The sequence below is a fragment of the Oceaniferula marina genome (assembly GCF_013391475.1).
In the GTDB taxonomy this organism is placed as follows: Bacteria; Verrucomicrobiota; Verrucomicrobiia; order Verrucomicrobiales; family Akkermansiaceae; genus Oceaniferula; species Oceaniferula marina.
Genome location: NZ_JACBAZ010000008.1, coordinates 25,129 through 51,686, shown reverse-complemented (window position 1 = coordinate 51,686; position 26,558 = coordinate 25,129). Strand labels below are relative to the sequence as shown.

At 53.7% G+C, this 26,558-nt stretch carries 22 protein-coding genes and 1 tRNA gene; 8 read left to right on the top strand and 15 right to left on the bottom strand.

All coding sequences use genetic code 11. The features are described from left to right. Nucleotides 1–38: 38 nt before the first annotated feature. Nucleotides 39–821 (bottom strand): hypothetical protein, encoded by a 783-nt coding sequence (locus tag HW115_RS15800; protein ID WP_178933922.1) that lies wholly within the window; start codon nucleotides 819–821, stop codon nucleotides 39–41. A 112-nt stretch (nucleotides 822–933) separates the two neighbouring features. Here HW115_RS15800 and HW115_RS15795 point away from each other — a divergent pair, with 112 nt between their 5' ends. Together HW115_RS15795 and HW115_RS15790 are read left to right on the top strand one after the other, a co-directional pair. Further along, nucleotides 934–1,836 (top strand): phosphatidate cytidylyltransferase, encoded by a 903-nt coding sequence (locus tag HW115_RS15795; protein ID WP_178933921.1) that lies wholly within the window; start codon nucleotides 934–936, stop codon nucleotides 1,834–1,836. 27 nt (nucleotides 1,837–1,863) lie between these two features. Then, nucleotides 1,864–3,024, top strand: a complete 1,161-nt coding sequence (locus HW115_RS15790) for a 1-deoxy-D-xylulose-5-phosphate reductoisomerase (protein WP_178933920.1) — start codon at nucleotides 1,864–1,866, stop codon at nucleotides 3,022–3,024. 242 nt (nucleotides 3,025–3,266) lie between these two features. On the opposite strand, the gene efp is transcribed toward HW115_RS15790, so the two are convergent. The 3 genes from efp to HW115_RS15775 are packed head-to-tail and all read right to left on the bottom strand — an operon-like array spanning nucleotide 3,267 to nucleotide 5,505. Then, nucleotides 3,267–3,830 carry an elongation factor P gene (gene efp / locus HW115_RS15785; RefSeq protein ID WP_178933919.1) on the bottom strand — a complete coding sequence of 188 codons (564 nt, stop codon included), beginning with the start codon at nucleotides 3,828–3,830 and terminating at the stop codon, nucleotides 3,267–3,269. A 53-nt stretch (nucleotides 3,831–3,883) separates the two neighbouring features. Next, a complete protein-coding gene (locus HW115_RS15780) occupies nucleotides 3,884–4,513 on the bottom strand; it encodes a hypothetical protein (RefSeq protein WP_178933918.1) in 630 nt (209 codons plus the stop codon). 11 nt (nucleotides 4,514–4,524) lie between these two features. Continuing rightward, nucleotides 4,525–5,505, bottom strand: a complete 981-nt coding sequence (locus HW115_RS15775; protein ID WP_319609384.1) for a KpsF/GutQ family sugar-phosphate isomerase — start codon at nucleotides 5,503–5,505, stop codon at nucleotides 4,525–4,527. 186 nt (nucleotides 5,506–5,691) lie between these two features. On the opposite strand from HW115_RS15775, the gene HW115_RS15770 reads away from it, so the two are divergent. The 3 genes from HW115_RS15770 (at nucleotide 5,692) to mnmM (ending at nucleotide 7,919) form a co-directional block, all read left to right on the top strand. After that, nucleotides 5,692–5,766: transfer RNA gene (locus HW115_RS15770), tRNA-Glu, on the top strand. A 512-nt stretch (nucleotides 5,767–6,278) separates the two neighbouring features. After that, a complete protein-coding gene (locus HW115_RS15765; protein ID WP_178933917.1) occupies nucleotides 6,279–7,307 on the top strand; it encodes an NAD(P)/FAD-dependent oxidoreductase in 1,029 nt (342 codons plus the stop codon). A 24-nt stretch (nucleotides 7,308–7,331) separates the two neighbouring features. Next, entirely contained in the window at nucleotides 7,332–7,919 is a 588-nt protein-coding gene (mnmM, locus tag HW115_RS15760) for a tRNA 5-(aminomethyl)-2-thiouridylate-methyltransferase MnmM (protein ID WP_178933916.1), read from the top strand. A gap of 98 nt (nucleotides 7,920–8,017) precedes the next feature. Here mnmM and HW115_RS15755 read toward each other — a convergent pair whose 3' ends face one another. The 3 genes from HW115_RS15755 to HW115_RS15745 form a co-directional block, all read right to left on the bottom strand. Next, entirely contained in the window at nucleotides 8,018–8,206 is a 189-nt protein-coding gene (locus HW115_RS15755) for a hypothetical protein (protein ID WP_227021581.1), read from the bottom strand. Nucleotides 8,207–8,230: 24 nt separating this feature from the next. Further along, nucleotides 8,231–8,371, bottom strand: coding sequence for a hypothetical protein (locus HW115_RS15750; RefSeq protein WP_178933914.1), 141 nt, complete (start codon nucleotides 8,369–8,371; stop codon nucleotides 8,231–8,233). An 87-nt stretch (nucleotides 8,372–8,458) separates the two neighbouring features. Beyond that, nucleotides 8,459–8,617: a hypothetical protein gene (locus HW115_RS15745; protein ID WP_178933913.1), complete on the bottom strand. Its 159-nt coding sequence runs from the start codon at nucleotides 8,615–8,617 to the stop codon at nucleotides 8,459–8,461. Between the two features lie 191 nt (nucleotides 8,618–8,808). Here HW115_RS15745 and HW115_RS15740 point away from each other — a divergent pair, with 191 nt between their 5' ends. Further along, complete coding sequence (locus HW115_RS15740; protein ID WP_227021598.1) at nucleotides 8,809–10,041, top strand: type II toxin-antitoxin system HipA family toxin; 1,233 nt, start codon at nucleotides 8,809–8,811, stop codon at nucleotides 10,039–10,041. A gap of 26 nt (nucleotides 10,042–10,067) precedes the next feature. Here the strand turns inward: HW115_RS15740 and HW115_RS15735 are convergent, their stop codons facing one another. From HW115_RS15735 to HW115_RS15710, 6 genes are all read right to left on the bottom strand, one after another. Beyond that, complete coding sequence (locus HW115_RS15735) at nucleotides 10,068–11,072, bottom strand: glycosyltransferase family 2 protein (RefSeq protein ID WP_319609411.1); 1,005 nt, start codon at nucleotides 11,070–11,072, stop codon at nucleotides 10,068–10,070. 41 nt (nucleotides 11,073–11,113) lie between these two features. Then, nucleotides 11,114–12,859, bottom strand: coding sequence for a sialidase family protein (locus HW115_RS15730; RefSeq protein WP_178933910.1), 1,746 nt, complete (start codon nucleotides 12,857–12,859; stop codon nucleotides 11,114–11,116). A 134-nt stretch (nucleotides 12,860–12,993) separates the two neighbouring features. Then, nucleotides 12,994–13,536, bottom strand: a complete 543-nt coding sequence (sufT, locus tag HW115_RS15725; RefSeq protein ID WP_178933909.1) for a putative Fe-S cluster assembly protein SufT — start codon at nucleotides 13,534–13,536, stop codon at nucleotides 12,994–12,996. 205 nt (nucleotides 13,537–13,741) lie between these two features. Then, a complete protein-coding gene (locus HW115_RS15720; RefSeq protein WP_178933908.1) occupies nucleotides 13,742–14,140 on the bottom strand; it encodes a hypothetical protein in 399 nt (132 codons plus the stop codon). A gap of 18 nt (nucleotides 14,141–14,158) precedes the next feature. Next, complete coding sequence (locus HW115_RS15715; protein ID WP_178933907.1) at nucleotides 14,159–14,695, bottom strand: NADPH-dependent FMN reductase; 537 nt, start codon at nucleotides 14,693–14,695, stop codon at nucleotides 14,159–14,161. 2 nt (nucleotides 14,696–14,697) lie between these two features. Further along, nucleotides 14,698–15,507, bottom strand: coding sequence for a pirin family protein (locus HW115_RS15710; protein WP_227021580.1), 810 nt, complete (start codon nucleotides 15,505–15,507; stop codon nucleotides 14,698–14,700). Between the two features lie 66 nt (nucleotides 15,508–15,573). Between HW115_RS15710 and HW115_RS15705 the strand changes: the two genes are divergently transcribed. Beyond that, nucleotides 15,574–16,443 (top strand): LysR family transcriptional regulator, encoded by an 870-nt coding sequence (locus HW115_RS15705; RefSeq protein ID WP_319609382.1) that lies wholly within the window; start codon nucleotides 15,574–15,576, stop codon nucleotides 16,441–16,443. A gap of 31 nt (nucleotides 16,444–16,474) precedes the next feature. Here HW115_RS15705 and pbpC read toward each other — a convergent pair whose 3' ends face one another. Further along, a complete protein-coding gene (gene pbpC / locus HW115_RS15700; RefSeq protein WP_178933905.1) occupies nucleotides 16,475–18,778 on the bottom strand; it encodes a penicillin-binding protein 1C in 2,304 nt (767 codons plus the stop codon). 24 nt (nucleotides 18,779–18,802) lie between these two features. Then, nucleotides 18,803–24,556, bottom strand: coding sequence for an alpha-2-macroglobulin family protein (locus HW115_RS15695; RefSeq protein ID WP_178933904.1), 5,754 nt, complete (start codon nucleotides 24,554–24,556; stop codon nucleotides 18,803–18,805). Between the two features lie 348 nt (nucleotides 24,557–24,904). On the opposite strand from HW115_RS15695, the gene HW115_RS15690 reads away from it, so the two are divergent. Next, complete coding sequence (locus HW115_RS15690; protein ID WP_178933903.1) at nucleotides 24,905–26,515, top strand: glycoside hydrolase family 71/99 protein; 1,611 nt, start codon at nucleotides 24,905–24,907, stop codon at nucleotides 26,513–26,515. Nucleotides 26,516–26,558 lie beyond the last annotated feature (43 nt).

The following is a 26,558-nucleotide window of genomic DNA, read 5'->3' as shown; positions in this document are numbered from 1 at the left end:
ATTGCAAGTGTTCAGGCGGAATCGAATTGGGGGGGGGCTTACCATGTGCCGATGATCGCCGAGAGGGTGAGCAGGGTTTCCTCTCCTGCTTTGACAAAGGATTTTCCCACTTCGGTTTTAGGTAGGGTGGCTCCCAGATAGGGGCAACGGCTAAAACTGCCAGTCTCGGTATGGATACGGCCCTCCCGGACGAATCCACCGTAGGGGTCGACGTAACGGATCCGAAACGAAGTGGCTCCTTGGGGAAGGCTTTTGGGAATCTCCGTGATCACGACAAAATGGGCTCGGATCGGCCACCAGGATTTTTGGCCGACCTCTTTGTTGTAGCGGTAGGCATAACGTCGGATGCTGACAATTGGAGGCAAGCCGCGGGTCATGGATTTGGCGATGGTGCTGTGGCAGCGCTTGATGAAGCGGGTCTTTGACTCCATCGGGTTTTGGTCGAGCACCTTGTATTTGATTTTGGGGACAAAATGGGAGGCCCGCATTTCGTTGGCCATGTCCGTGAGATCGAGCAGGTTGATCCCTTGTTTGGCATTCCAGCGATTGGTGCCCTTGATGTGTTTGGACGGTTTGTTTCCCCAAGCGGCAACGACGTAGCGAATTTTTGATTTGCTGTTATCTCCCGGGACGGCATGGAAGATTTTTTGCCATTTTTCGTTGCCGTATTGGAAGGCGTTGAGCAGGGAGGCTGGCCCGCAGGCATTGCCGTAGGCCCGACGTTGGTTGATGGGGGAGGCTTTGGCGTTGGGTGCCTTGAGGGTCTCCTGGGAGTAGCCCCATCCAGGTAGGAGCATGATGGCGATCAAAAGCATACGCATGGACCGACCCTAAGCAAAGATAGGTGTGTGATAAAGGGAAAAGCGGGAGGGTTGAATTTATCGCAAATCTCATTGCCAGTCTTCGATCAAACCGCTTGGATAGGCCCTGTTCATGACTGATTTCCCACCCGAGAAAAAATCCAAGGCCCAGGTGTTTGCCTCCAGATTGTTCAGCACCTTGTTATTATGGGCGATAGTGACGGTGGTCTTTGTCAGTGGTAATGTTTGGGCGTTTGTCGGGTTGATGATGCTGGCCTCATTGCTCGGGGTAAAAGAATTTTTTGGAATGACCCGCGATGGAGGGATGCCATCGCAGCCTAAATGGGGGCTGTTGCTGAGTGGGGTATATTTAGCCGTGATTGGTTGGATGCTCGGTCAGCATGGGAGAGACAGTCTCGACAGCTTGATGCAGGTGGATGCCGGCTTCGTGATTTTGGCGGTGATGGGCGGTTTTTTATGGCAGTTGCGTCGAGCCGTGGATGGCAAGAATACGGTGACCGAAGTGGCGATCACGGTTCTTGGTTTTGTCTATGTGGCCGTGATGTTCAGTTACATCGCCCGATTGTTATTTGTGCCAGATCTTGATCTGGCTGTTCCCGGCGCTTGGTTGGTGATCTGGCTGGTGGCCGTTACCAAGTTTACGGACATGGGGGCTTATGCGGTGGGATCGATGATCGGGAAGCACAAGATGATCCCACACATCAGCCCAGGCAAGACCTGGCAAGGACTGGCTGGAGGCATTGGCTTTGCTTTGTTAGCGGGATGTGGATTATTTGCTTTGTTGCCCGAGGCGCTTGCGGTTCTGGGAAGCTGGCCAATGGTGATTCTTTTGAGTTTGATCTTGGCGGCTTTGGCCGTGGTTGGCGATCTTGCTGAATCCGTGCTCAAGCGAAGCATCGGAGTGAAGGATTCAGGTTCCACCTTACCTGGTATCGGGGGGATTCTCGACCTGATCGATAGCCTTTGTTTTACCGCCCCCGCATTGTATTTTTTACTCAAACTTTTTCCTGCGTAAATGAGCGCTTGAATGAACTATCACGATATGGCCAAACGAAAAGTTGTTTTACTGGGCTCCACCGGATCGATTGGAACCAGCACCTTGAAGGTTGCTGAGGATCTTCCGGAGCAGCTTGAGATCGTGGCTTTGGCTGCGCATTCCAGTGTGGATCTACTGGCTCAGCAGGCAAAACAAACCGGGGTGAAGCACGTGGCGTTGTATGACTCCAGTAAGGAGTCCGACTTGAGGGCCGCACTGCCTGAGGATGTCAACATCCACTTGGGGTCGGAAGGTTTGCTCGAGGTCTCCACTTTGGCTGATGCCGATATGGTCTTGGTGGCCATTGTTGGGACTGCCGGGCTTGAGCCTGCACTGGCGGCCATCGATGCCGGTAAGGATCTTGCGGTTGCGAGTAAGGAGATTCTGGTCATGGCTGGTGAGTTGGTGATGCAGGCAGCCGCGGACAAGGGGGTGAACATTTTACCTGTGGATAGCGAACACAATGCGATATTCCAGTGTTTGCATGGCCACGGTGGCGGCGAGCGCGAGGTGTCTCGTCTGATTTTAACCGCATCCGGTGGGCCATTTCGTCAAACGCCGGCAGAGGCATTGAAATCGGTCACTGTCGAACAGGCGCTGAAACACCCGACATGGGAAATGGGGCGCAAAATCACCATCGATTCGTCCACCTTGTTCAACAAGGGGCTGGAAATGATCGAGGCTCGCTGGCTGTTTGGTATCGGTATGGAAAAAATCGATGTGATTGTACATCCTCAGAGCATTGTTCATTCCATGGTGGAGTTTGTCGATGGATCGGTTTTGGCTCAGATGAGTCATACGGACATGTGTTTTCCGATTCAGTATGCGGTGACATGGCCGGACAGGGTGAGGGGCGGTTTGAAACCGTTGGACTTTGCCGCATTAGCCAAGTTGGAATTTGAAGCGCCGCGCTATGATGATTTTCCGGCTTTGAACCTAGCTCGCCGGGCTGGAACGGTGGGCGGTTCCATGCCTGCCGTTTATAATGCAGCCAACGAAGTGGCTGTGGATGCTTTCTGTGATGGCAAAATCGCTTACCCGGAGATCTGGGGCGTTGTCGAAAAAACAATGGATGAACACCAAACCGTGGCTTCGACCGATCTTGCGGCCTTGATTCAGGCCGATGCCGAGGCTCGGGAAAAGGCTCGTGAACTCTGCCAGTCGTAAGTTGGCGAGAGGATGGGCCTTTCACTCTTCGATAGCTGGAACGGTAGGGAGGATTGGCCTCAATCCTCCGGGGGGAAGTCGAACGCAAGAATGACCAGCGGCTGATTGAGGCCAATCAGCCCTACCGAGCATGGTGGCCAGTGGCCGATTGAGGCCAATCAGTCCTACCGAGCATGGTGGCCAGCGCACAAAAAAAGCCGGACGGTCGATGTGACCATCCGGCTGATTGAAAAATGCATCAATTACGCACGTCCGGAGTAGCTTCCGTCGGTGGTGTTGATTTTGAGTTTGTCGCCAGGTTTGACGAACAGGGGCACTTGGATGATTTTTCCAGTCTCCATGGTGGCCGGTTTTGTCGGGTTGTTGGCGGTGTCTCCTTTGATTCCCTCCGATGACTCGGTGACGGTGAGCTCGACTACGGTCGGAACTTCAACGGTGACCGGGTTGCCTTCGATGAAAAGGATTTCTGTCATCATACCTTCGACGAGGTAGTCTTTGTTGTCAGCGATGAGGTCATCACCGATGGTGACGGTCTCATACGTGTTCATGTCCATGAAGTGGTAGCCGGTTGGATCCGAGTATGAGAACTCGAGCTTTTGACGGTCGGTTTCCACGATTTCCACCTTGTCACTGGAAGCGAACCGGATGGTTTTGGTTTTATTGGTCTGGAATGAGCGGATGGTGGCAGCGATCAGGGCGTTGCCTTTGCCCGGGGTCCGGTGTTCAAGATTGAGGACGATGCCGGTTTCTCCCTGGTACTTGATGCACTGGCCTTTTTTGACGTTGGTTGCGACGACGGATGGCATGATATATTGGTTGTATGATTGGTGAAATTGGGGCGATGGCTGCGGATCGTCAGCTATCGTTGAGGGAGTGGTGTAGCGTCCGGAGCCGGGGAGGTCAATGGATATTCCCCGGTATCTGGTGCTGCAGCTTCGTCGGGGGCCTCTATCGGCGGCCCCTGTGGCCATGGGATGGTGAGAGGCTGGGCTTCGACGGTGCTGCGCAGCTCATCGTAACGTGAGGGGGCGTGGAAACGGACCCGTAGGGTGATGGGGTCTCCCTTTTCTCTGAGTTCGGGCATAACGGGGACGGTGTAAACCCGGCTGAATTTGCCTTTCGGAATCTCCATGGTGCGCGGACTGGCCAGGGTCAGGCCTTCCAATGGACGTTTGCCCAAGAACAGGGGGTCTCCATTTTTATCGTTCAGATTAACTTGGATGAGTTCGTCTTTTCCCGAATAAATGGACTCAAATGCCAGCGTGGCACCCGCTTTGTTGATGAGCGTGTATTTAAAATCGAGTTGATAATGGTTGGGGTCGATCATCTTGAGCTTGGCCTTACTGATTTTCAGACTGACCTTGGATAAATCGATTTTTGCGTTGGGAGGGGTCGTGATGACCTGGGCTTGGCTGGATGGCCCATTGCAGGAACTCAAGCCAAAAGCCGTCAGGGAAAGAAGCAGGGCTGTGATGATGGGGGGATTCATAATCGTTGGGGTCAGATGAGTTTGAGGCGGGCGAAGTCCTGGGTGTCGACCAAGCCAACCGGCTTGCCCTCGGTGTCGAGTACAACGATGTCATCAATTCGGTGAGAGCTGATGGTATTGACCGCTTCGGCTGCCAGTGAATCGGAGTGCAAAGTGACGGGATTTGCCGTCATGAGATGTTTGACGGCCTGGGTTCCGATGTCCGGGTTTTCCTGGAAGGATCGTGCAAAGTCACCGTGGGTAAAAATTCCCGCGAGGGTCCCGTCGTCGGATTGAATCACACAAGCACCGCTGCGTGCTTGGCTCATCGCCGATAGGGCGTCGTGGACGGTGTCTTCCGGAGAGATGGTGGCCATTTGTTCTTCGCTGCGCATGATGTCCGAAACTTTGGTAAGCAGCGCTCGGCCCAAGGCTCCACCTGGGTGGAAGCGGGAAAAATCTTTTTCAGTGAACCCCCGGGCTTCAAGTAGAACCATGGCGAGTGCATCTCCCATTACCAGCATGGCCGTGGAAGAGGATGTGGGCGCCAAATTCAGCGGGCAGGCTTCCCGTTGGATTTCGGTGAGCAGGGTGGCATCGCTGTGGGTTTCCAGCGTCGATTGGGCTTTGCCGGTAATACCAATGATGCTGACATGGGATCGTTTGATGAATGGGAGCAGATCCAGGAGTTCCGTGGTTTCGCCAGAGTAAGAAAGGGCGATGACGGCATCTCCGTCTGAGAGGATACCCAGATCACCGTGCAGGGCGTTTTGGGAGTTAAGCACAACAGCCGTGGAGCCTGTTGAATTCAGGGTTGCGGCAATTTTATGGCCGATGTTTCCTGATTTTCCGATGCCCACGACCACGATTTTTCCTTTTGCTTCCAAGGTCTTCTTGAGCAGTTCAACGGCGTGGTGAAAGGAATCATTGAGACTGTCAGCTACGCGCTCAAGCTCTTTGATTTCCATATTGAAGATGCGGCGTCCCCGTTCGACATATTGCTGTGTGTTCACGCCGTGAGATCTAGACAATCAGGGGTGGAGTATAAAGGGGAAAAACGTGAAAATCACGCTTCTTCAATGACTTGAAGCAGCTTGTAAACCTGAGTCAGAAAAAAAATCGTTTTTTTGTTCAAAAGTTCTTGCCAAAATGAAAAAAATAAGTAGTTTGTCGCCGCGCCCAGCGCACCACAAGAAAGCGACCTGTTCGTCTAGTGGTTAGGACTCCGCCCTTTCACGGCGGCAACACGGGTTCGAGTCCCGTACAGGTTGCCATTTCACCCCAGCTCTCCATCCTGAGAGTTGGGGTGAATTGCTTTATAGGGGGAGCTCAAAGTAGGGACGAGAACCCGTAGGGGCGAACGCCAGCCGCACTAGCCCGAAGGGAGTATGCGGCGAATTGATCTACTCCATCTGCGGAGGAGCAGATGGGATACCGCATGGACGGAGCGGAGCGCAGTCAATCCCGTACAGGTTGCCATTTCACCCCAGCTCTCCATCCTGAGAGTTGGGGTGAATTGCTTTATAGGGGGAGCTCAAAGTAGGGACGAGAACCCGTAGGGGGCGAACGCCAGCCGCACTAACCCGAAGGGAGTATGCGGCGAATTGATCTACTCCATCTGCGGAAGAGCAGATGGGATACCGCATGGACGGAGCGGAGCGTCGTTAATCCCCTACAGGTTGCCATTTCACCTCAATTTTCATCATCGAGAGTTGAGGCGAAATGCTTTCTGGGCTGAGGAGTAATTGAAGCGTGTTCAACTTCCTGTTTTATGATAGTCGTAGGTATGGCGCAGGTTGATTATTTGGTGATGGGACAAGGTCTCGCTGGAAGTTGCTTGGCGATGCATCTGCTCGACCGAGGGAAGTCGGTCATGGTTGTAGACCGGAAGGACAAGGGAGCCTCATCCAGAGTCGCTGCCGGATTGGTCACTCCCTTGACAGGTAAAGGCTTGAATCCTGCTTGGCGGCAGGACGCTTGTTTGCATTATGCCGAAGAGTTTTATCATCGGCTGGAAATCAGATCCGGGCGGAAATTTTATCATTCCCAGCCCGTGGTTCGGATTTTAGGTGATGAAAAACAACGGGGGAAGTGGTTGGCGAAGGATGACGAGGTTCGACGGTGGGGGGAGATGACGGATCGTGCGACGGTGGAAGCTCCGTGGGGAGCTCTTCGCATGGAATCCGGAGCGTGGTTGGATACCAAGGTCTTTTTGCGGGTGGCCATGGAGCGCTTGATTCGGCACGAGGCGTGGATGGAGGGGGAGTTTTCACAGGAGGACGTAAGTTTTGAGAGTGGATGGGTGCAGTGGCAGGGGGTGGAAGCCCGACGATTGATTTTGTGTCTTGGCGCGTATGGCCTTGGTGGGGATGGTTGGTTTGGCGATCTTCCTCACCGGAGTGCGAAAGGGGAGGTGTTGACACTTTGGCTTGATGGTATGGATGAATCTTCACGGTATCACGCCGACGGCTGGATTGCCCCTCGTGGCGGGGGTGTTTGGAAGGGCGGAGCAAATTATAACTGGGACCAGCTTGATTCCATTCCGAGTGAAGAGGGGAAGGAGGAAGTCCTGACGAAGTTGAAGCGTTGGGTTCCGGTGCCTTTTGAGGTCATTGACCATGAGGCGGGGGTTCGCCCGATTATTCGCAACAGTCAGCCGGTGGTGGGGATGCACCCGGATTTGGAATCCGTTGGATTTTTCAACGGGTTGGGGTCGAAGGGGTCGTTGATGGCTCCCTATGTGGCTCGCCATTTTGCCGAATATTTATGTGGAGAGCATCAGCTTGATCCTGATCTGGATCTGGCAGCATTGTAATTGGCTTAACATCATTGACTGCACATGAAGGAGCTGACGGTTGAGGGGAGTCTGATCCATTGGGGGCATGCTTTTTTGCAAGAGCGTGTGACCCCGGGGAGTTCTGTGGTGGATGCAACTCTGGGTAATGGTCACGACGCCTTGTTTTTAGCTGGTCTGGTGGGGGCAGGTGGCCGCCTTTTTGGTTTTGATATTCAAACGGCCGCCATTGGGAAAAGTCGGCAGCGACTTGAAGATGGCGGCATTTCTGCGGCATCGTATCAATTGTTTTGTTGCGGGCATGAACGGATGTTGGATCAGATCGGAGAACGCTTTTTGGGAAAGATTCAAGCTGTGATGTTCAATCTTGGCTACTTACCGGGTGCAGACAAGCAGGTGATTACCCATGGGGATTCAAGCTTGATGGCCATGGATCAAGCGTTGCGTTTGCTTGGGTCGGGTGGGGTGCTTTCCGTGATGTGTTATCCTGGGCATTCCGGTGGGGATACCGAAGCGGCACAGGTGTTATCCTGGGTGCTGGAGAGGGAGGCGTCCTTTGTCGAATGCTGTTGTATCCGACGGGCCAAAGCGAGTAAACGTTCTCCCTTTTTGTTGTTGATTGTGATGCCATAAGCTTTCGTGTGGCTCGAAGCTCTTGGTTCGGGGGCATAAAAAACGGTCGTTGTCTATGGGACAACGACCGCTCGGATGGTTACCAACGGGGGTGTTTGTTAGCTTGTTGCCGGGCTGGCTTCGAAGGGGGAACCTTCGAGCTGTTTGGCTTCTTTGATTTTGAGTTTGAAGGGTTTGAGCGCGGCGGCGATCTTTTTTTGATCGTAGCCGTCTTTGGTTTCGAGATGCAAGCTGATGCCGTTATTGACGTAGGCAGCTTGAATACCATCAATTTTTTCCAAGGCCACACGGACCTTTTCGTTTGTTTCCGCTCATCCGGTGCCGGCCACCATCAATTGGTAGGTTGCGGCGGGGACGGGGGTTTCGGTTTTCTCGAATGATTTGACCGGGAGCCCTTTGGCTTTGAATGCCTTGGTTGTTTTCTCCTTATCGAGTTCTTTGCCTTCGTCCATGACCACGGTGGCACGGAGTCCGGAAAGGAGGATGGTTTGGATGCCTTCCTGTGTTTTCAGAGCCAGACCGGCTCTGCGGGCGACGCCTCATCCTCCGCCACTGTATTGGATGACGTAGGTGGAGATGGTTTCGGCAGCTTGGGCTTCGGCGGTCGTTTCGGGACTGGCTTCTCCATCCGTCGCATAGAGCGGGGAAAGAGCAAGACCGAGAGCCGCCATGGCTGTAGTCAGTAGGGTTGTTTTCATAAATAATATGATATGGTGTCAGATGATAACCGATAGCATCCTACGCGATGAACAAAAGAGTGCAAGTGACGGATTTGACATCCCTGTGACATGCTTCTGTTGACCTCGTCTGTAGGCCTAGTCTGTAGGCCTCGCCTGATCGGGAGTTGCCAAGAGGTGGTGTGCGGGTATGATCACTGGCAATGGATGTGATGAAGGTAGAAGTGCGATATATGGGGGGATCCGAGCGCAGTGTTATCGGATATTTGACAGAGTCTGAAGCCGGTGGGATTCACTTTGAATACTTCCCCGGGTGGACGGCCCGCGGAATTGAGCTTTCGCCAATCTATTTGCCTACTCATCTGGAAGGGCCGGTTCAAACGCCTTCACCTTCGTATGGTCCTTTGTTCGGTTTGTTTGCCGATAGTTTACCAGATTGGTGGGGGGAGCAGATGATGATGTGTTATTTCGAGGATAAAGGGATTCCCTGGGAAAAGGTGACACCATTGCAAAAATTGGCTTGTACCGGTGAGCATGCCATGGGTGCGATGGCTTATAGTCCATCGGTGAGTGCGGGGAGTTTTCGTGAGGAACTGACGGTTGAGGTTGCAGACCTGGTAAAAAATGCGCATGCCCTGCTTCAGGGGGATACCGAGTCGATGTTGCCGGGCTTGATGCGCTCCGGTTTGTCATCCGGTGGTGCCCAGCCGAAGGTCTTGCTCGGGTTTAATCATGATTTTTCCAAAGCCTGTGCCGGTGGTGGCCGCTTACCCTCGGGCTTCGACCGTTGGTTGTTGAAGTTCGACCTGGATCCGGAATATGAGCAAGGAAAGGAAGAATACGCTTATTCCTTGATGGCTAAAGCGGCGGGGATTCTTATGGCCGAGACCGGCTTGTTGTGTGGTAGTCACGGTGCTTGTCATTTTATTTCCAAGCGCTTTGACCGGCCTGGGGAGTCCAAGCGGCATGTGCACACTTACTCAGGTTTGACCCATACCTTGATTAGGGAGGGCATGGATTATGAAGATCTATTGGAACAGACCCGACGACTCACTCGGAATGAAGCCGAGGTTCAGAAGGTGTTCAGGCGAGCTTGCTTCAATGTCCTTGCGGGAAATGATGATGATCACGCAAAGAACCATGCTTTTTTGATGACTCCCGACGGCGAGTGGCAGTTGTCCCCGGCGTATGATTTGACGAGATCGTCCAACCCCTTGGTTTCGGATGTTCGGGCCGCGAGGGTGAATGGAAAACATGCGCACGTGAGTGTGGCTGATCTTTTGCAGATGGGAAAAAACATGAGGGTCGATGGCTGCCATCAGCTATTGGAGGAGGTATTGACCGCGATCAACCACTGGCCTGATTGGGCCGCTGAGGCCGGCATGGGTGAATTCCGGATGGATCAAGTTCGTGATGAGATGCCTGGCACAGGCCTGCAGCTTTGATGTCGCTCTGGGGCGATGGTCCGGCATTAAGCCGCGATCCAAAAATCGATACCTTCCCTTCGCCCCGCTGACAGCAGGCATTCCCGGATATTTTGGTGCGCACCTCTGGTCCCAACGTAACTGACGATAACCGCCTGTTCCGGAGGCGGGAGGTCGTTTGGTGAGACCACGGGGCGACCGTGAAGTTGGCGGCCGATTTTTGCAGGGTCGATATCGATGAAGCCGGAGGCTTGCTTCCAGACATGCTCAAGTGGGCGTGCCGATTTTCGCGATGGACGGCCAGCGCCCCAGATCCAGAGATCCCGGGTGTCGGTACCGTTCTTTTGGAGGGCTTTGAGGAGGTAGGGGGCTTTACACTGGTGGAAGGCGCTCATGTGGTAGCGGGTGTCATTGCGTGACAGGCGGCTTGGCGGGTCATACCAATCGAAGAGGATGTCCTCGGTTTTGCCGATGCTGACACCTTGTGAAATCCAGCGCAGAATGAGTTCGTAGTCTTCCGGAAAATCGCCGTGGCGGTAGTGGCCGTGTTGCTCAATGATCTCCCTGCGGTAGAGCAGGGTGGGATGAGGGACGGGAAGGTCGATGAAGCGGTTTCGTTCGATGCTCGCGGCGTCCCGGCAGCTATTGGTCCAGTGAACGTGGTGGGCGTAGCCACCGGCCAGAGACGAATCTCCGGCGAAGTGAACCTGGCATGACACAGCTCCCAGGTCACGATGTGCATGCAGGTATTCAAGTTGGCATTCCAAGCGGCGGGGACGCGAAACGTCATCGGCATCCATGCGGGCGATCGTGGCGCCCCTCGCGTGTTCGAAGCCATGGTTGGATGCCGCAACGACTCCCTGGTGCGGTTGCCGGATCAGGCAGACACGCTGATCTTGTCTGACGTGGTTGAGAATTTCGTCGATGCTGTGGTCACTGCTGCCATCATCGACGACGATGAGTTCCCAGTCCTTGAATGTTTGTGTGCGGATGCTGTTGATAGCCCGGCCCACGCTGTTACCTGCCTGGTAACAGGGCATAATGACGGAAATCGTTGGAGGTCGCCGGTTGATGCCTCAGATCATGGACGGGATCATTGCTTTTTCAAGAACTCAAAATATTCTACGCTCAGGGTAAAGGCGGTGGTGCTGTAGCGTTCGTTTTTTCCTTTGCCGCTTGGTTTGAGAGGGATGAATTGATAGGTTTTTGTGTGGATGGGCTCGCTTTCTCCGAGGATAAAAATGGCATCTTTTCCCATGGACTGGTGGGCCGGATGGGCCGCATTCAGATAGGTGATGTCACAGTATCCCCAACCGATGTCTTTCATGACGGTCACCTCATCGAACAGCTTGGATGGGATGCTGCTGTTTTTGTTCAGAGGCATCCTGGAGAGCCCGAGTCGAATATGGTTCCTCGACCCTGACCCTTGCGTGGCGAGTAGAATTTTTCCTTTGTGCTGCCCCTCCGCAATTTTACGGATGCCAAAGTGGCAGCGTCTGGCCTGGATATTTTTGAGCTCCTGATTGTAGATTTTTTTGACCTTCATTCCGAGCTTTCCGGAGCGGAAGTGTCTGGATACGAGGTACTCGTTTTTGTATCCTTTGAAAGATTGTCTGCGCCAGACCATGTAGATGTCACCTTCAGGATTGTCCAGAGTGCACCATGCGAGTTCGTTTTCAATTTGGACCGGGTGTTGATAACCATTGTTTTTGGCGTCGGCATAGCTGCGGTGATCGGCGACCATCCTCCATGACTTGCCTCCGTCGATCGATGCCCAGATGTAGCCGTGGGCGTAGGTTGAGAAGAGCAATCCATGCCCCTCAGGTGCTTTGTTGCCATCAAGTGTCATCCTGGGAACAACAAGGATATTGCAGTTAGGTGAAGCGCCCGAGGGAATGGGTTTGGACGGTTCAATCCCGATGAGGGCGGAAAGTTGGTCGTGACGTTTTCTTTGGCTCCATGTTTTTCCTTCATCTTGGCTGGTATAATAGTAAATCCCCCGGATTTTACGGTTGGCATCCTGGTGCCCCGGATGACCGGCTACCGCGTAGCAGTAAAGGGTGCTGTCGACTTCGACGAGGGCTGAGTACCCCCAGACGTCGTTGGCGTCTTGATCAAGCAGGAGTTCATGAGTCCAGCTGGAACCTTGGTCGGTGCTCCGCTTGACGACGATGCCCTGTCCCGCAGGTGCATCATTTTTGCCAATGCGCCTCGCTTGGATCGCAGCGATCAAGGTGCCTTTTTTCGTTTGGAAGATCCTTGGCTCGGTGGTTTCGAAGAATCCTTTGGTTAGCTGCTCGGAAGAGGAGTCTCCCCGGGAAATATCTTTCGGTAGATAGGCCATGCCCTTTTCTGGTTTGCGGATGTCATGGATGTCTCCTCGACGAATGTTGCTGCACGCCTCTTTTGATAGTAGGTCTGCATTGCCACCCAGGACCTGGCGCGAAGCAAAGTGGCAAAAGGGCTTGTCGGTTAAATGTGTAACTTCACCAGTGCGTTTGTTGGTGATGGTGACCTTGACAACATTCTGACCATACCAATCGGCCTTGAAGAAGTTGGTGTTGCTTCCTTGAGGTTTCTGGAAGGCTTGCATTCCCCTCATGTGATCGAATCCAAAGTGGCAGGTGAAATCACTGATTGCTTGGCTGCTGTTGGTGCTGGTGACCTTGTAGTGCACTTCGGACCCTTGAACAATCAGACCTTTGGGGATCTCGATTTTTGGCGAAGACGTAAGTACAGTTCCCGGTTTGTTAATGATGGCCCGGGAAAGTTTGAATGGTGCAGTGAGTGCTGCCTGGTTCGCCAGCAGCAAGAGGGTGATCGACGCGAGGAGCTTCATAAGATACCCATACTATGATCGTATGGGAGCTCATCCTGCAAGGTGATCAAAGTGGCTTGGTTTTCAGGCCACTTTAGTCGGCAGTGGAGTGGTGCCGATTGTTCCTCCTGTCTGGAGGGTGGAGTGGAGCCGGGTTAGATCATTCCCAGTTTCATTTTTCCTTCTTCGGAAATCATGTCCTGATTCCAAGCTGGATCCCAGACGAGGTCGACGTGGGCATCGACGATGCCATCGAGTGACATGACCCGGGCCTGGGCGTCTGCAGCGATGACGGGACCCATGCCGCAACCGGGAGCTGTCAGGGTCATTTTGATGTGAACCGTGGTTTTTCCGTCTTCTTCATCAAGCACGCAGTCATAGACGAGGCCGAGGTTGACGATGTCGACTGGAATTTCAGGGTCGAAAACTTGTTTGAGTTGGTTCCAGACTCTGTCTTCCAAGGAGGCATCTTCCGGAAGGTCATCGTTGCCGCTTGGTTTGGTTTCATTGGGGTCGATTCCGAGCGCGTCAGCGTCTTCAGAAGAAATGCGGGCCAAGCCGGATTGCGTGGCAACGGTGAAAGAGCCACCCAAGGTTTGAGTAATAATCACAGCCGTTCCAGCTGGCAGGTTGAACGGGTCCCCGCTGGGGATTTGTACGGCCTTTACTTCGCGGTTGGTGATGATCTCAGTCTGCATGACGGATTGATCCCACGGGGATGGGGATTTGTCAATGCAAGCTCATGGAGAAATACGACATCCAAAGCCTTGCCCTCTTTCCCTGCCGAGTGCAGGGGATGTCTCGTGGAGGCAAGGGCTCGGGGCAAGGGCTTGGGATGTGGTGGCGCAATCAGGGGGCAGGGGCAGAGGGGCGACAGATCGCTAGTCTACTTCCTAGGGTGGATTACTTGCTCGAGGCATTGACTAAGCCGCCAAAGGCCTCGCGACCATGCCACAGCAGGTAGGCTGAGAGCAGGGAGACCGCGATCACGGGTGCTTGGAATACGGCTGAGCCTCCGGCAATGAGGATGTTGAATGCCAGAATGTTGACAACAATCGGACCGAGAACCAGGAGTCCAAGATTTCGTGTTTTGGGAATGCTGACGAGAATGCCACCCAGAATTTCACAGATTTTGACAAAGGTGAGGAATCCTGTGGGGACGATGGCCGCAAAGAACAGGGCCGGAGGTGACCCCTCTGGTGGTCCTCCCCCCATGGGGATGAAATGCAGAAAGTGATTTAAACCAAAGGTGATGAAGGCGAGTCCGAGCAGAGCTCCGGCGATGGTGGGTATGTTTTTCATAATGAATGGAGTTGTTGGTTACGATGTGGTGACAGATTGAATAAGCTCGTTGACGGCTTGGTTGAGTTGGGATGCGAGGTCGTTGTTCGTAATGCCATCCTCGCCGAAATTTTCATAAAAACTGGGTAAGCTCATCGTTGCGACGATGTTGGCTCCCAGGTGGGGGAAGCTTGCTGTTGCCGCCGCCAAAACCGACGACCCTCCGCGTGCTCCGGGAGAGGTGCTTAGCAGGAGCATGGGTTTTTCCGACCATAAGGTTTGGTTGATACGTGAGGTCCAATCGAGCAGGTTTTTGAATGCGGCTGTGTACGATCCATTGTGCTCTGCTAGTGAGAGAATGACGGCGTCATGGGCGTGGATGGTATCGAGAAATTGTTGCGCTTCTTGCGGAATGCCATGTTGTGATTCCTCATCTTCACTGTAGATGGGCATCTGAATTCCCCGGAGAGGATAGCTGCTACGCTTGGCATGTTCTATTGTGGATGCTGCGTAGTCTGCGAATTGTTGGTTGATGGATTTGGAGCTGCTTGAAGCTCCGATGGATAGGATGTTCATGCTTATTTTTGTGGTTGGTTTGTTGATGAGAGATTGAAATAAAGGAACTCGGCATCTTCGTTGGCGACGATACCAGGGGTAGCTCCATGGATCATGGCTGCATCCCCCTGATGAAGCGTGTGTCCGGCGAGGTCGAGTTGGCCTTTGATCAGGTGAAGGTAGTGTTGGTCAAATGGTGATTGCGGTGGGACGAACGGTTTTGCTCCACTCTCGAGATGGCCAAAAAAGATTTCGGCATTCTGTCGCATGGTTTGGGATCCGTTTCTGCCATCTCGAGAGGCAAAGAGACTCAGGCTGTTTTTCTTTTTCAGGGCGTTGGTATCCATGTCGGCATAGAGAGGGGGCCCACCAGATTGGTTTGGTGTGATCCAGATTTGAAGCAAGTGAACGCTTTGTTCTGTCGAGGGATTGGATTCGGAGTGCATGACTCCATCGCCTGCGGACATATATTGGAACTCGCCGGCTTTGATGATTCGGCCATTTCCCATGGAGTCCCGGTGTTCCAGTTCTCCTGAAATGATGTAAGTAAATATTTCCATGGCCGAATGGGGATGCATATCAAAGCCTTTGCCCGGAGCAATACGGTCGTCATTGATGACCCGCAGACTTCCAAAGCCCATGTGGTCCGGGTCGTAGTAATTGCCGAAGGAAAAGCTATGGCGGGCATCGAGCCAGCCGTGGTTGATATGTCCGCGATCATCGGAACGCCGAATCCTGATGGAGTCAGGCAATGGAATCTTTTCTGGGGTTCGCTGTGTGCTTGAAGTCATACTTGGAATATGTCCCGAATGGCTGGTTTTGGCTAATTCCATGATGTTATGCTTAGTATAACTAAATCTGATGCTTGAATATCAGATTATTTGATTCTAGGATCAGGCATGAACATGGAGCATCTCAGGCATTTTGTGGAGGTTTGTCATGATATGAATATTTCAGCGGCAGCAAAGCGGCTCAGACTGACCCAACCAGCCTTGAGCCGACAAATGGCGGTGTTTGAAAACGACACCGGGTGGAGTTTATTTGATCGCGGGCCGAAATCGATTCAACTGACTCGCGCGGGTGAGGTGGTTAAGCGTTTGGGTGAGGAGATGTTGGCTCAGGTGGATCGGATTGAGTTGCAAATGCAACGCGAGGTGGATGGTGAGGAAATACGAGTGGGCTATGCTCCTTCATTGGGAGGAGCGTTGTTACAGCAGGCGATGGGGCGTTTTGCCCAGATGCATGCGCGTGTCCGAATCACGATTGCGGACAGCACCAGTGAGGAAATGATTTCGGGATTGCGTGACGGCCGGTTTGATTTGGTTATCGGGGTATCAAGCGGCGAGGTGGATATCGATTGGACAACCTTGAGACGGGAGTCGTTTGCTCTTGCGGTTCCCCGTGAACATGCATTGTCACGCAAGCGAGTGGTCAAGGCCAGTGAGCTGGATCAGACGCGTCTGCTATTGTTGTCGCGTGTGGATTATCCGGGATATTGGCAGGAGGTTTCCACCTATTTCAAGCAGCAGGGAATCAATGCCAAGGTGGCAGGTGAGTTCGATGGGGTTGCGAGTTTGAGGTTGGGGGTGGAAGCCGGGTTGGGAGTCGCATTAGTCGCTGAGAGCGCCCGTATGGGAAAGGAGGTTCGGATTAAAAAGGTGGAGCCCAAACCGGATCCGATTTGTGTGGGTGTTGGGTGTTTGTTAGGCCGGGCGCTGGAGCCCTGGGTGGAAGCCTTTGTCGAAGAACTGAAATGGGCGGCTCGATGATCGAACGCCCGGATTCGATCGATGATACTGGTTAGAGCTCTTCGACTTCGATTGAGCGTGAGGTCTGGCGGCCGGAGTGATCTCTGAGGTGAATGAGATGGACCCCTGGAGTTAGAATAGCGGTGCTTTCGCCGTTCTTGGTAGAAATTTCCAGCGTGGGGGAACTCCAGATGGCCCTGCCGGGGAAATCAGTGCGCAGCGCTAGTTTCTTGCCATTTCCGGGGAGATCGGGGTCGAGGAGATACTTTGCCTCGCGTGAAGGAGAGAGGATTCGCAGCGGGTGATGGTGGAAGGCGGGTGGGTTGAGGTCCGAGGATAAGGTATAACGTGCGCGATCACCTTCGGAGGTGAGCCACGCGGAATAACGTTGATCGAGGATGACTTTTCCATGTGTATCGAAGTCTCCTCGTTGGCTCATCAGTGGGAGGGTGTCTGCCGGCAGCAGCATTTCGATGGTGTGCTCGTTGGCTTCCGGAAACTGTTTACCTGTCGAGGTGTGGATATGGCAACGGATCATGCCCGATGGTTGGTCGAACCATGCCGGTGGGTGGTTGTTGTGGAGCCGGAGCATCGTTGCATGAAAAATCGGTCCGGCACCAGTGACTCCGGAAATGCCTCGCATCGGGGTGTTGTCCAGATTGCCAACCCAGACACCGACAGTGAAGTCGGCGGTAAACCCGAGGCACCAGTTGTCCCGGAAGTCGGTCGAGGTTCCGGTTTTTACAGCGCATGGAAAGGGGAGTCGGAGTTGGGAGTTCGGTCCGAAAGCCGCTGTTCGTGCGGCGTTGTTGCTCAGGGTGTTGGCCAGCATCCAGTAGGATGGTTTGCTGGCGATGCTGAGGGGTTGGCTTTGACTGGAGGAGAAAAAGCGCATCGGAATATGTTTCCCCATGCGGGCGAGGCAGGCGTAGGCGTTGGTGAGTTCCATCAGGGTGATCTCACCGCTGCCGAGGGTGAGTCCCAACCCATAGTGTCTGGGGTCTTCCTTGAGGCTGGTGACTCCGAATTGTTGCAGTTGTTTGATCATCGGCGCTGGCCCGCCTGCGGCATTGAGCGCTCTGACTGCGGGAATATTCAGGGAGCTGGCCAGTGCGTGGTGGATGGTGACGGGCCCACGGTAGAGTCGGTTGTAATTGACGAATGATTTCTCTCCGCGGACGTCGGCAAAGCTGGTGGGGATGTCCGGGATGATGGTGGCGGGGGTCATCCCCGCTTGTTCAAAGGCGAGGAGGTAAGTGAAGGGTTTGAGGGCAGATCCCGGCGAGCGCGCAATCCGGGTGGCATCGATTTGACCAGCATTCGAGAGATGGAAATTCGGCGTTCCTACATGGGCGAGAACGTTTCCGGTCTGATTGTGTAAGACGACGATCGCAGCATGTTGGATGTGCTTGTCACGTAGGACCTGAATTTGTTGTCGGGCGATGGCGGTGAGATCCCGCTGCAGTTCGGCGGACAGGGTGGTGTGCAAATCCTGGCGTTTGCTGTTGCGGCGTAAAAGGCCTGCTAGATGCGGAGCTCGATTGGTCGGGCCTCGTTGTTGGAGTTGCAGGGGCTCGGCTTTGGCTCGTTCGATACGGTCTTCGGGTAGCTTATAGACGATGCGCATACGATCGAGGATCCAGTTGCGGCGTTTGACTGCAGCTTCCGGGTTGCGCCGTGGGTTGAGTCGGCTCGGAGCTTGCGGGAGGCCGGCGAGCAAGGCGCACTCGGCGAGGGAAAGCTGGCTCAGCGGTTTGCCGAAGTAATGCCGGGCCGCTTGTAACGGCCCTTGGGAGCGGTTGCCGTAATCGAGGTGGTTGAAATATGCGGAAAGGATTTCTCCCTTGCCATGGGTCATTTCGACATGTCTGGCCGTTAGGCATTCCCGGATTTTTGTTGGGATGGTTCGGCTCGCTCGTTGCGAGCAAATTTTGACCGTCTGCTGTGTAATGGTGGAAGCTCCGGAAACAAAACGTTTTTGGTCAATGGAGTCGCGGATCGCTCGGGCCGTGGCCCGGAAATCCATCCCGCCGTGTTGGTAGAAACGCTTATCTTCGGCGGCAAGGGTGGCTTGGATCAAATCCTCAGGGACGAGATCCAGGTCGATGGTTCGATGTCGGTAGTAATCGGGCCGAACCCAATGCGCAAGTTCCTTGCCATTGTGGTCTAACAGCAAGACGGAGTCTCCAGGGCCAGAGGCTATTTTTTCAGGGATGGGGAAGGCAAAGGGCAGGAGGTAGTAGCTTGAAAAAGCCAGGGAGAGTGCGATCCCTCCAGCCCAAAGGCACTTGCGGCGCAAGTGCTTGGGTTTGGTTCGCAGCCATTGGGGGAGGCGTATGGCGGAGGGGCGTTGCATGAAACCTCGGAATGGGAGGATGGCTTATTGGTCGGCCATGCTTCCTTTTTTCAGGGTGGTGAGGGTTTGGCTTTTGCTGAGTGCCAGCTGTTCGGGATCATACATGGCTTCCACCTTGGCGCTCGGGGCTACCGCGGTTCCGGCGGAAGTCACCCGGGCCAGGTAGGAGAGCGTGCGTTTGCTTCCTCCCCATGAACGGTCAAAGAAGAAGACGGCACGATCCGAGCGAAGTTCCTTGTGGGTGATTTTCCACGAATGGTCGGTATTGGTGCTGAAACGCGAACGTTGGCTTTCGAACTGATTGTTGACGGCCTCAAAGAGCGCAGGGATACGGTCTTCGATGACGACGTAGTCGAGGGCAGATGAGAAGGTGATGTCGAGGTTGACTTGAATCAAATCACCGACCCGGGGTTGGGTCATTGGCTCGAGGGTTCCATCGGGAAGCAGGCGATTATAGCGGCGGGTGATCGACAAACCATCATGTGCCCATGGACCGGAGGGGGCGATTTCCGGTTTGGAGCTAAGCCGGATCCTGGCGTAACTTCTGTTATTTGAGGACGCGATGATTTGCAGCCCTTCCTGGAGTGGCACCGAGATGAATTCCGTGGGGGACTTTTGGTCCAGTGTGATGTGTTTGGTTTCTTTCCCGACGATCAACTGCAAGGTGCTTGGAGCTTGGTTTTTTTCCACATTTCTGGCGTAGCTTGCCATCGCCTGCAGTGCCCAGGAGTTGCACCAAGTGGTGCGCCAGTGCCCTCGAGGGTTGCGTTGGTCGATGAGCTTACGCATCGCTTGGTGGGTGTTCTCATTCGTAGGGTCGATTTCCGACCATGCGAGTACCGCCATGGCGTCGTCGGAGTGGTAGCGCATCCAGTGGCGTGTCACCTTGCGGGGGGGGAGGTTTTGGATTAATGCCAATGCTTGGTCGCGGGCACCGCCGGAGTGATGGATGGCGAGAGCGAGGAAGCATCGGGCACTCGGGTTGAGATGCTCTGCTTGATCGATCATTTTATTTTGGAGTGCGGCTTCTGTCTTGCCGGCGAGTGCCAGAACGTAGAGGGCGCGAGCCCGGGTTTCCATGTCCCAGGTTTTTCTCCACCGGTGGTCGGCTTTTTTGTCCGGGCCTTCTTTGAGCGAAGCACTGATCCAATCGGTGAGTTGTTCAATGGCGCTTGGCGGAACCATGGCGCCATGCTCACGAGCGAGCAACAAGGCCATGCCTCCGTAGGCGCTGGCCCATTTGGTGGGTTCGTCACCACCCGGCCAGTAGGCGAGGCCTCCATTCGGGGTCTGCATGGTGAGGAGTCGGTCGGCTCCCGCTTGAATGGCTTGGGCAATGTCGGTTTCATTTTTATCCTTAAATCCGGGGACGATGCCTTTGAGGTCCCGAACCGCAAACCAAGGCATCAAGGATGATGATGTTTGCTCGACACATCCGTAAGGGTAGTGGAGTAAGAAATCGACGGCTCCTCCGGCTTCGAGAAGAAGTGAGTTTGAGAGCTCGAGTTCGATTTTTCCACGCCCCTTGAGGAGTTCTTGATCCAGATCCTTGAGGAGGTCGTTTTGGTTTCCGTTGTTCAAGCTGACAAAGCGCATTTGACGCATCAGAGGAACGGGATAGGTGATTTCAAAGCGAGTCTCCGCGCGGTCGGATAGGTCGGTGGCCAGAGCTGGCTCGAGGGTGTCTTTACCTGCGATTTGGACGGGGGATGCCGTCCATGTCCAGCGGGCTTTACCGGTTTCAACAAAGTGCACGTCAAAATAGACGGTGCCGGCACCACCAGGTTGCAGGGTGATGGTTTTGCTTAGCGGCGCATTGCCATGGCTTTGTGTGAGGCTGGATGTTTCCAGGGAAACTTTCCAGGTTCCCTCGAACTTGGAGTTATTTTGAACCAGCACCTTGGGTTGAAGCCTGTCACCTTCACTTGCGTAGCGGGGTGCGGCGGGTTCGAGCATGAGAGGCTTGTCGACTGTGTAATCACTGGATGCCGAACCAAATTTATTATCACCATGCAGGGCTACGGCAATGACGCGGTAGCGGGTCAGGGTGTCCGGGTTGGTGTAGGTTGCGGAGAATTTGCCCTGGCCGTCGGTCCGGAGTGAAGGTTGCCAAACGGCACAAGGATTGAAGTCGGTCCGGGTTTTTAGTTTGACTCCGCCTCCGGCGCCAAAGGCGTCGCCACCACCACCGATGGTAAAGCCCTTGTTTCCGAAATAGCGGTCGTCCGGGTTCTCGGCGATGAAGGTCGAGAAGGAGGAGCCACACTGGACCAGAAGTGGACGAGGTGCATGGAAATTGCTCATGGGGTCGGGGTTGCGGTACCCCATCACCGCGAGTGTGCCTTCATCTTCTGCGTAGAGGGTGACTTCGGCATTGGCTGCGGGGGATCCGTCGGCAAAGGTCACGGAACCTTGAAGCGTGGTGGACTCACCGGGTCGATGCTGGCTGCCTGCGACCTCAAGGTTCACCGCCAGACGATCTTTGACATTTTTGACATTCAGTGTGCAGTAACCAAGTTTGAGAACCGGTTCTTTGTGTTTTCTCGGGCTGGCGTCCGCTCCGCGAATGACCATAACCGAGACATAGGCGTTGGGGGCATCCATGTCGCTGAGTGGGATTTCAATGACCGGGGCATCCGCTTTCAGCTCACGACGGTATTCGCGGATCACATTAGATCGTTCCACGGTGACCAGAGCGGTTCCTTCGATCGGGGTCATGACCAAAATACGAGCTGTGTCATTTGGTTGGTATTGTTGTTTTTCCGGGACCAGTTTGATTTTCATTCCGTCCTCGGATGCCCATGGATACTCTTTGGCTCCGTAGACGTAGAGTTTGCTTGCCGTGGCATAGGCATGTCCTTCGTTATCGGTGCCCTTCAGGGTAATGATATGGCGACCGGCTTTTTCCGGAGTAAAGGGGAGAATGAGCGCTTGGTTGGCGGGGATCGTCAGTTGCTGCTCACTTACTTGTTCGGTGTGTTTGGTGTTTTTAACACTAGCCCGGCCATCTGCCGAACGCACTTTGACGGGTTCGTAGTATTCTCTTTCGATGATCGCCGTGATGCTAATATCCTCGGTGCGTTGTTCTCCCTGGGTATCCACGGCAATGAGCTCCAGGTTTGGGTTTTGCCCCACCCGAACCAAGCGGTCGACCCGGGAGATACCAACGTAAGTGTTAGCGGGGTGCACGGTGGTGCGGCTGGATTTGCTGAGTGTCTGATCGCGTGCATCCGTGACTTCAGCGTGGATGTCGACAGCGAGCGCGGTAGGGAAAGTGAGTTCGGGTAGTTCAAAACTGAGCTTTGACTTACCGTGGGTGTCGAGTTTGGCTTCGCCGTTGTGGTTGGTTCTTTGGCGTCGTCCGTAGCCGTTGCCATATCCGAAGTAGTGGCTCCAGTAGTAGGGGTCGTAGCTGCGGTGGTCCCCAAAGTAAAAGTCACGGAACTTGTTTGGATAGAATCCGCTTTGGGTTGCGCTGAGCGACCATTCCACGAGGCCTTCTTTCACTGGTTGCCCTTGGTAGTAATGGGCTTCCAGATTCATTTCGATATTGCGGGCTCCGGGGGCTGCAGGCGGGATGTTGGATGTGACTTCGAAGGCATTGCGCCGAAATTCCTGCACCTGGAAGTTGTGGTTGAATATCCGGTATTGGTTGACGATCCAGCTGTCTTCATCCGCCTGGGATGGGTCTTCGGGGAAGGTGAGCGTGGCTCGGAATCTGCCGACTGTTTCGGCGGGCAGTTTGAGTGTGAAGTCGAAGCTCCCCTGGTCTGAGAAGGTGATTTCTTGGTCCATGAGCACCCGGCGCTTGCTGTCGGTGATCACCAGTTGGGCCGTCTTGTCTGCCGACTTTTTGATTTGGTTATCGAGGAACTGTCGAACGATTCCCTTGAGCTGAACGGTTTCACCGGGGCGGTAGAGGTTTCGGTCGGTGAACATCATCACGTTTCGTTTCCAGCCGGAGAGGTGGTTCCATTCGATATCAACCGGGAACCGCCAGAGGGACACCGTGTCGAGGGTGTTGTCAAAGGGGACGATGTAACTGTCGTTTCCGAGACTTGCCCGGAGGTGGCGGGCGGCATCCTGGCGAGGTAGACGCGCAATCCCGTGTTTGTCCGTTTTTGTAGAGCCTGCGGCTTCGGCGTCTTCGTTGAAGACCTGGAGTTGGACGTTGGGCAATGGTTTGCCTGTCTTGCAGGAAAAGGCATACATCATCGCTTGTTGCTCATTGATTTTCCAACAAAGTCCGATGTCTGTTAGCTGAATGAACGATTGGGCGATACGATTGCCACCTCGGGAGTGTTCTTTGGCCGTTCCTTCGACGGAAATGAAAAAGGTGCTGGTCAGGGTGTTTTGTGGCAGGATGGCGTTCCAGTCCAGAGTGACATCTTTGGAAGTGTCCAGAGGGTTGTCGAGATGGATGGTTCGGTCATAGACCGTTTTTCCGTCGACAAGGGAGTAGGGCATCGGGTGGGTAGGTGAAATATCGTGGTTGTTATGGCCGCTGCCTTTGTAGTGGCGGTATCCTTGCATGGTGCGCACTGCTTTGTCTGCTTCGAGCAGCTTTACCCGGACCCGGAGGGATTCCAGATTGACGGTTTCGATTCCGTAGAGGCGGCTACCGTGTGCATATTGGGCGGAATCGAATGCCGGTAGAGCAAGCCCGGTTGCGACGGGCAGGAATTTGAGTTTATGACTGGTGGCTTTGTTGATCATCAAGCCATTCATGGCCAGCATGGCCGGGTTGACGCTGACGTTCCAATTGTTGGATTTTCTGAGTTTTCCTTCAACGATGACCATGTCGCCCTTAACCGTGTACTTAGCTTCCTCGAGTTTGGGTTTGACCGAGATCAAGCTGGCGAGTTGCTCCTGGGTAAGATTTTTATTTGGTGGGGTGTTGAAGCTGAGGTGGATTTGGCGTGATTTGTTGGCTTCGACGAATGCCTTTGCGTTTTCCAGTTCAAAAGGTTCGATGTCACCAATCCAGACATTGTGGCCTCCAAGATGAACGGCGTTGTTGGCTTCGTTGGTGAGTTGTTCGGACAGGTTCAGCCTCCAGTCATCTCCGGGAGGGAGAGGTTTGACAGGTGAAATCATCAGAGCGTTGGGAATAGGGGCGTCCGCTTCTTCGGAATAGACGGTTTTGAGGCCGGAGACGGCCTCACGGAAGCGGTTGTTCCAGGTGGACCCACGCCGGTAGCTGGATTCGATATCGCCCCAGGTGGCACGCCTCACTTTCGATCCGATGGTCACGCCTTCCTTGTTGATAAATTTGATCAAGGCCGGAGATTTTGCCGGGTCAATGGCATCATTGAAATAGACATAGTAAGAGAGCTCACGAGTGAGTGATTTTGATTCCGATCGAAGGGACGATCCGGAAACTTTGAATGGCTCGGACTTTACGGTCTGGATTTTTCCAGAGGGAAGTTTTTTACCATCGAGGAACTGTTGGCCTTTCAGCACGCTGAAGGTGTATTCCGTGCCCATGAGGGGGGCTTGGCTAGGGACGAACCTGGCAATGTTAGCCGCTTTCCATACGATGTTTCCTGGCAGCTTTGGCTTGATTCCGATGAGTGCGTTGTTGCTCGATTGTTGGAGTTGAGGTTCGCCAACGACGGCACGGTCGAAAATGATTTCAATTTCGGATTCCGGATTGAGTTGGGTGGTTGACAGCCGGAGGCTGGTGGCCGCTTTGGCGACTGGCAGGCAAGCAAAGCTTGTAGCGAGTGCGGCGAGAAGGACGCCCAAGCGTCGGGGTGGTGTGGTGTGGGATTTCATGGTGATGGTCGTGGTTGGGGGCTGGGAAGTTTGTAGGACAGTAGGATCTGAATCGGGGGGCGAATTGACGTGAGGCTTTTGAATAGAGATGAAGGCAGAGCGCTTATTTCGGAACTATATTCGTATTCATTAATCAATACGACGTATAAATTAAAAAATGTTTCAATGAAAAGTCAATTTTGTTGCAGAAGAATCACTTGGCGCCGGAAGATGTCTGAAAGTCTTTGAGCTGATGGGGCGTATACGAGAATTGCGATGTGTCGGATCAAATCTTGGACGATTGTTTTTTTTGCGTGGTTTTGTTTGATTCCAGCATTGTTTGGAGAGGGTGTTTTGGATGTTCGGCCTTTGCTTGAAGAGACGGAGCTTGAAAAAGAACGCAGGTTGTCAGCGCCCCTTGCCGATCAGAAGCGTGTGATCGCCCATTACATGACTGGTATGCTGTATCATCGAGGGATGCCGAGGAAATCTGCAAACTTGCGCAGTGAGATGTATGACCCTTGCGGGCCTTCTGCCAAGGTGGGGGGATTGGTGCAGTATCGATCGATGTTGGCCGCTTACGGGGAAGGCCTGAGTATCGATGAGAGTGCGGCGATGGAAATCCGGGCTGCAAAAAAGTTGGGCTTGGACGGTTTTCAATTTTTTTACCCATTGGGGGATAGCGAGGACATGATGGCATATTACAATCAGGTGGTTTCTGCATTTTTCCGAGTTGTCATCAAGGAGGAAATCGATTTCAAACTGACGCTTTGTTTGTGCAACCCACGGCAGCATGAGAAGTCAGAACGTGATAAAATTGCCCATTGGAAAAAGTGGATTCAGCCGTTGATCTCAGAATTTGGTTCGAGCGATGCCTGGCTCAAAACACCCGGCGAAAGATTTGTTTTTTTTACATGGTGCCCTGACGCTCTATCAGACGCGGTGGATCAGCATTGGATGATTGGACGCCAGCCCGAATTGATCCGTCACTCGGCTGGGGCCTATCAGCGGTTGGCTCAGAATTTGGGCGTTGATATAGCTTATGTGTATCACCTTCGATTTCAGGACAGGCCGGAAGTGGTGGAAGCCGCGTTGGATCATTTTCCTGCGATTTGGGGGTGGACGGATTCTTATGCTGAAGATGACCCTTGGGAAGGGATAGCGAAGCGTTGCCGGGTAAGGAATCGATCCTACACTCAAACGGTGTACCCGGATCATTATGGATCAAAAGTCTACCCTAGGAAAAAGGGCTCGAGGATGTTGTTTTATCTCAAGGATGTCTTGGCCTTGGGTGTGGATGGGGTGGAAAGGAAAATTCAGGTCTGTGGGTTGTCCGAGGTGTACAGAAAATTATTGGAGAGGGCGGTCAAGGTGGATGCCTGCATGATCAACTATGCGACCTGGAATGACTATCCGGAAGGTCATCATTTGGCCCCCGAGGTGAATCATAACTATGCTTTTGCCTTGTTGTTGAAGCATTATAAACGTCTATGGTTAGGGGAGTCGCCAGAGCCTGGGGAGTTTGCTTGTGTGTTTTTTAAGAAATACGCACACGATGTCAAAGCCTCCCATTTTCATTATCAAATCAAAGTGACTAAAGCACTCGCTTCGGCGGATGTAGAAGATGGCATCGAGGTGGTGTGCTATTTAAAAAATCCGGCGGAGTTGTTGGTCAACGGGGTCAGCAGGGGGCAAGTAGCTGGTGGTTTGCAGCGCAGGAAATTTGCGATGGAACGAGGACAGGTGCGCGTGCAATTGAGGCGGGCTGGTGTGGATGTGATTGATTTTACGACTCCCGAGGGGATGACAGACCAACCTTACCGGACGGATCGGCTGACGTATGCGTATTCCAGTGAGTTTGACCGGCTGCATCAGGAGGTTTTTCAGGGGCGTTTTCGGCCCTTGGTTTCGGATGAATACGCCTTGGATTCAGATGGGCAGGCCAATTGGCGTAGTCGATATAAACTGCAAGAGCCGTAGGTGAATTTCTCGGGCTGCGGTCGATCACTGGGCTTGCATGGAA

What these genes read in the sequence shown, in the direction of transcription:
- mnmM (WP_178933916.1), top strand. Translation starts at nt 7,332, where the DNA reads ATGAAGGAGCTGACGGTTGAGGGGAGTCTGATCCATTGGGGGCATGCT.
- efp (WP_178933919.1), bottom strand. Translation starts at nt 3,830, where the DNA reads ATGCCATCCGTCGTCGCAACCAACGTCAAAAAAGGCCAGTGCATCAAG.
- HW115_RS15710 (WP_227021580.1), bottom strand. Translation starts at nt 15,507, where the DNA reads ATGGAATTAGCCAAAACCAGCCATTCGGGACATATTCCAAGTATGACT.
- HW115_RS15745 (WP_178933913.1), bottom strand. Translation starts at nt 8,617, where the DNA reads ATGAAAACAACCCTACTGACTACAGCCATGGCGGCTCTCGGTCTTGCT.
- HW115_RS15790 (WP_178933920.1), top strand. Translation starts at nt 1,864, where the DNA reads ATGGCCAAACGAAAAGTTGTTTTACTGGGCTCCACCGGATCGATTGGA.
- pbpC (WP_178933905.1), bottom strand. Translation starts at nt 18,778, where the DNA reads ATGCAACGCCCCTCCGCCATACGCCTCCCCCAATGGCTGCGAACCAAA.
- HW115_RS15800 (WP_178933922.1), bottom strand. Translation starts at nt 821, where the DNA reads ATGCGTATGCTTTTGATCGCCATCATGCTCCTACCTGGATGGGGCTAC.
- HW115_RS15740 (WP_227021598.1), top strand. Translation starts at nt 8,809, where the DNA reads ATGAAGGTAGAAGTGCGATATATGGGGGGATCCGAGCGCAGTGTTATC.
- HW115_RS15705 (WP_319609382.1), top strand. Translation starts at nt 15,574, where the DNA reads ATGAACATGGAGCATCTCAGGCATTTTGTGGAGGTTTGTCATGATATG.
- HW115_RS15750 (WP_178933914.1), bottom strand. Translation starts at nt 8,371, where the DNA reads ATGGACGAAGGCAAAGAACTCGATAAGGAGAAAACAACCAAGGCATTC.
- HW115_RS15715 (WP_178933907.1), bottom strand. Translation starts at nt 14,695, where the DNA reads ATGAACATCCTATCCATCGGAGCTTCAAGCAGCTCCAAATCCATCAAC.
- sufT (WP_178933909.1), bottom strand. Translation starts at nt 13,536, where the DNA reads ATGCAGACTGAGATCATCACCAACCGCGAAGTAAAGGCCGTACAAATC.
- HW115_RS15695 (WP_178933904.1), bottom strand. Translation starts at nt 24,556, where the DNA reads ATGAAATCCCACACCACACCACCCCGACGCTTGGGCGTCCTTCTCGCC.
- HW115_RS15780 (WP_178933918.1), bottom strand. Translation starts at nt 4,513, where the DNA reads ATGAATCCCCCCATCATCACAGCCCTGCTTCTTTCCCTGACGGCTTTT.
- HW115_RS15730 (WP_178933910.1), bottom strand. Translation starts at nt 12,859, where the DNA reads ATGAAGCTCCTCGCGTCGATCACCCTCTTGCTGCTGGCGAACCAGGCA.
- HW115_RS15765 (WP_178933917.1), top strand. Translation starts at nt 6,279, where the DNA reads ATGGCGCAGGTTGATTATTTGGTGATGGGACAAGGTCTCGCTGGAAGT.
- HW115_RS15795 (WP_178933921.1), top strand. Translation starts at nt 934, where the DNA reads ATGACTGATTTCCCACCCGAGAAAAAATCCAAGGCCCAGGTGTTTGCC.
- HW115_RS15720 (WP_178933908.1), bottom strand. Translation starts at nt 14,140, where the DNA reads ATGAAAAACATACCCACCATCGCCGGAGCTCTGCTCGGACTCGCCTTC.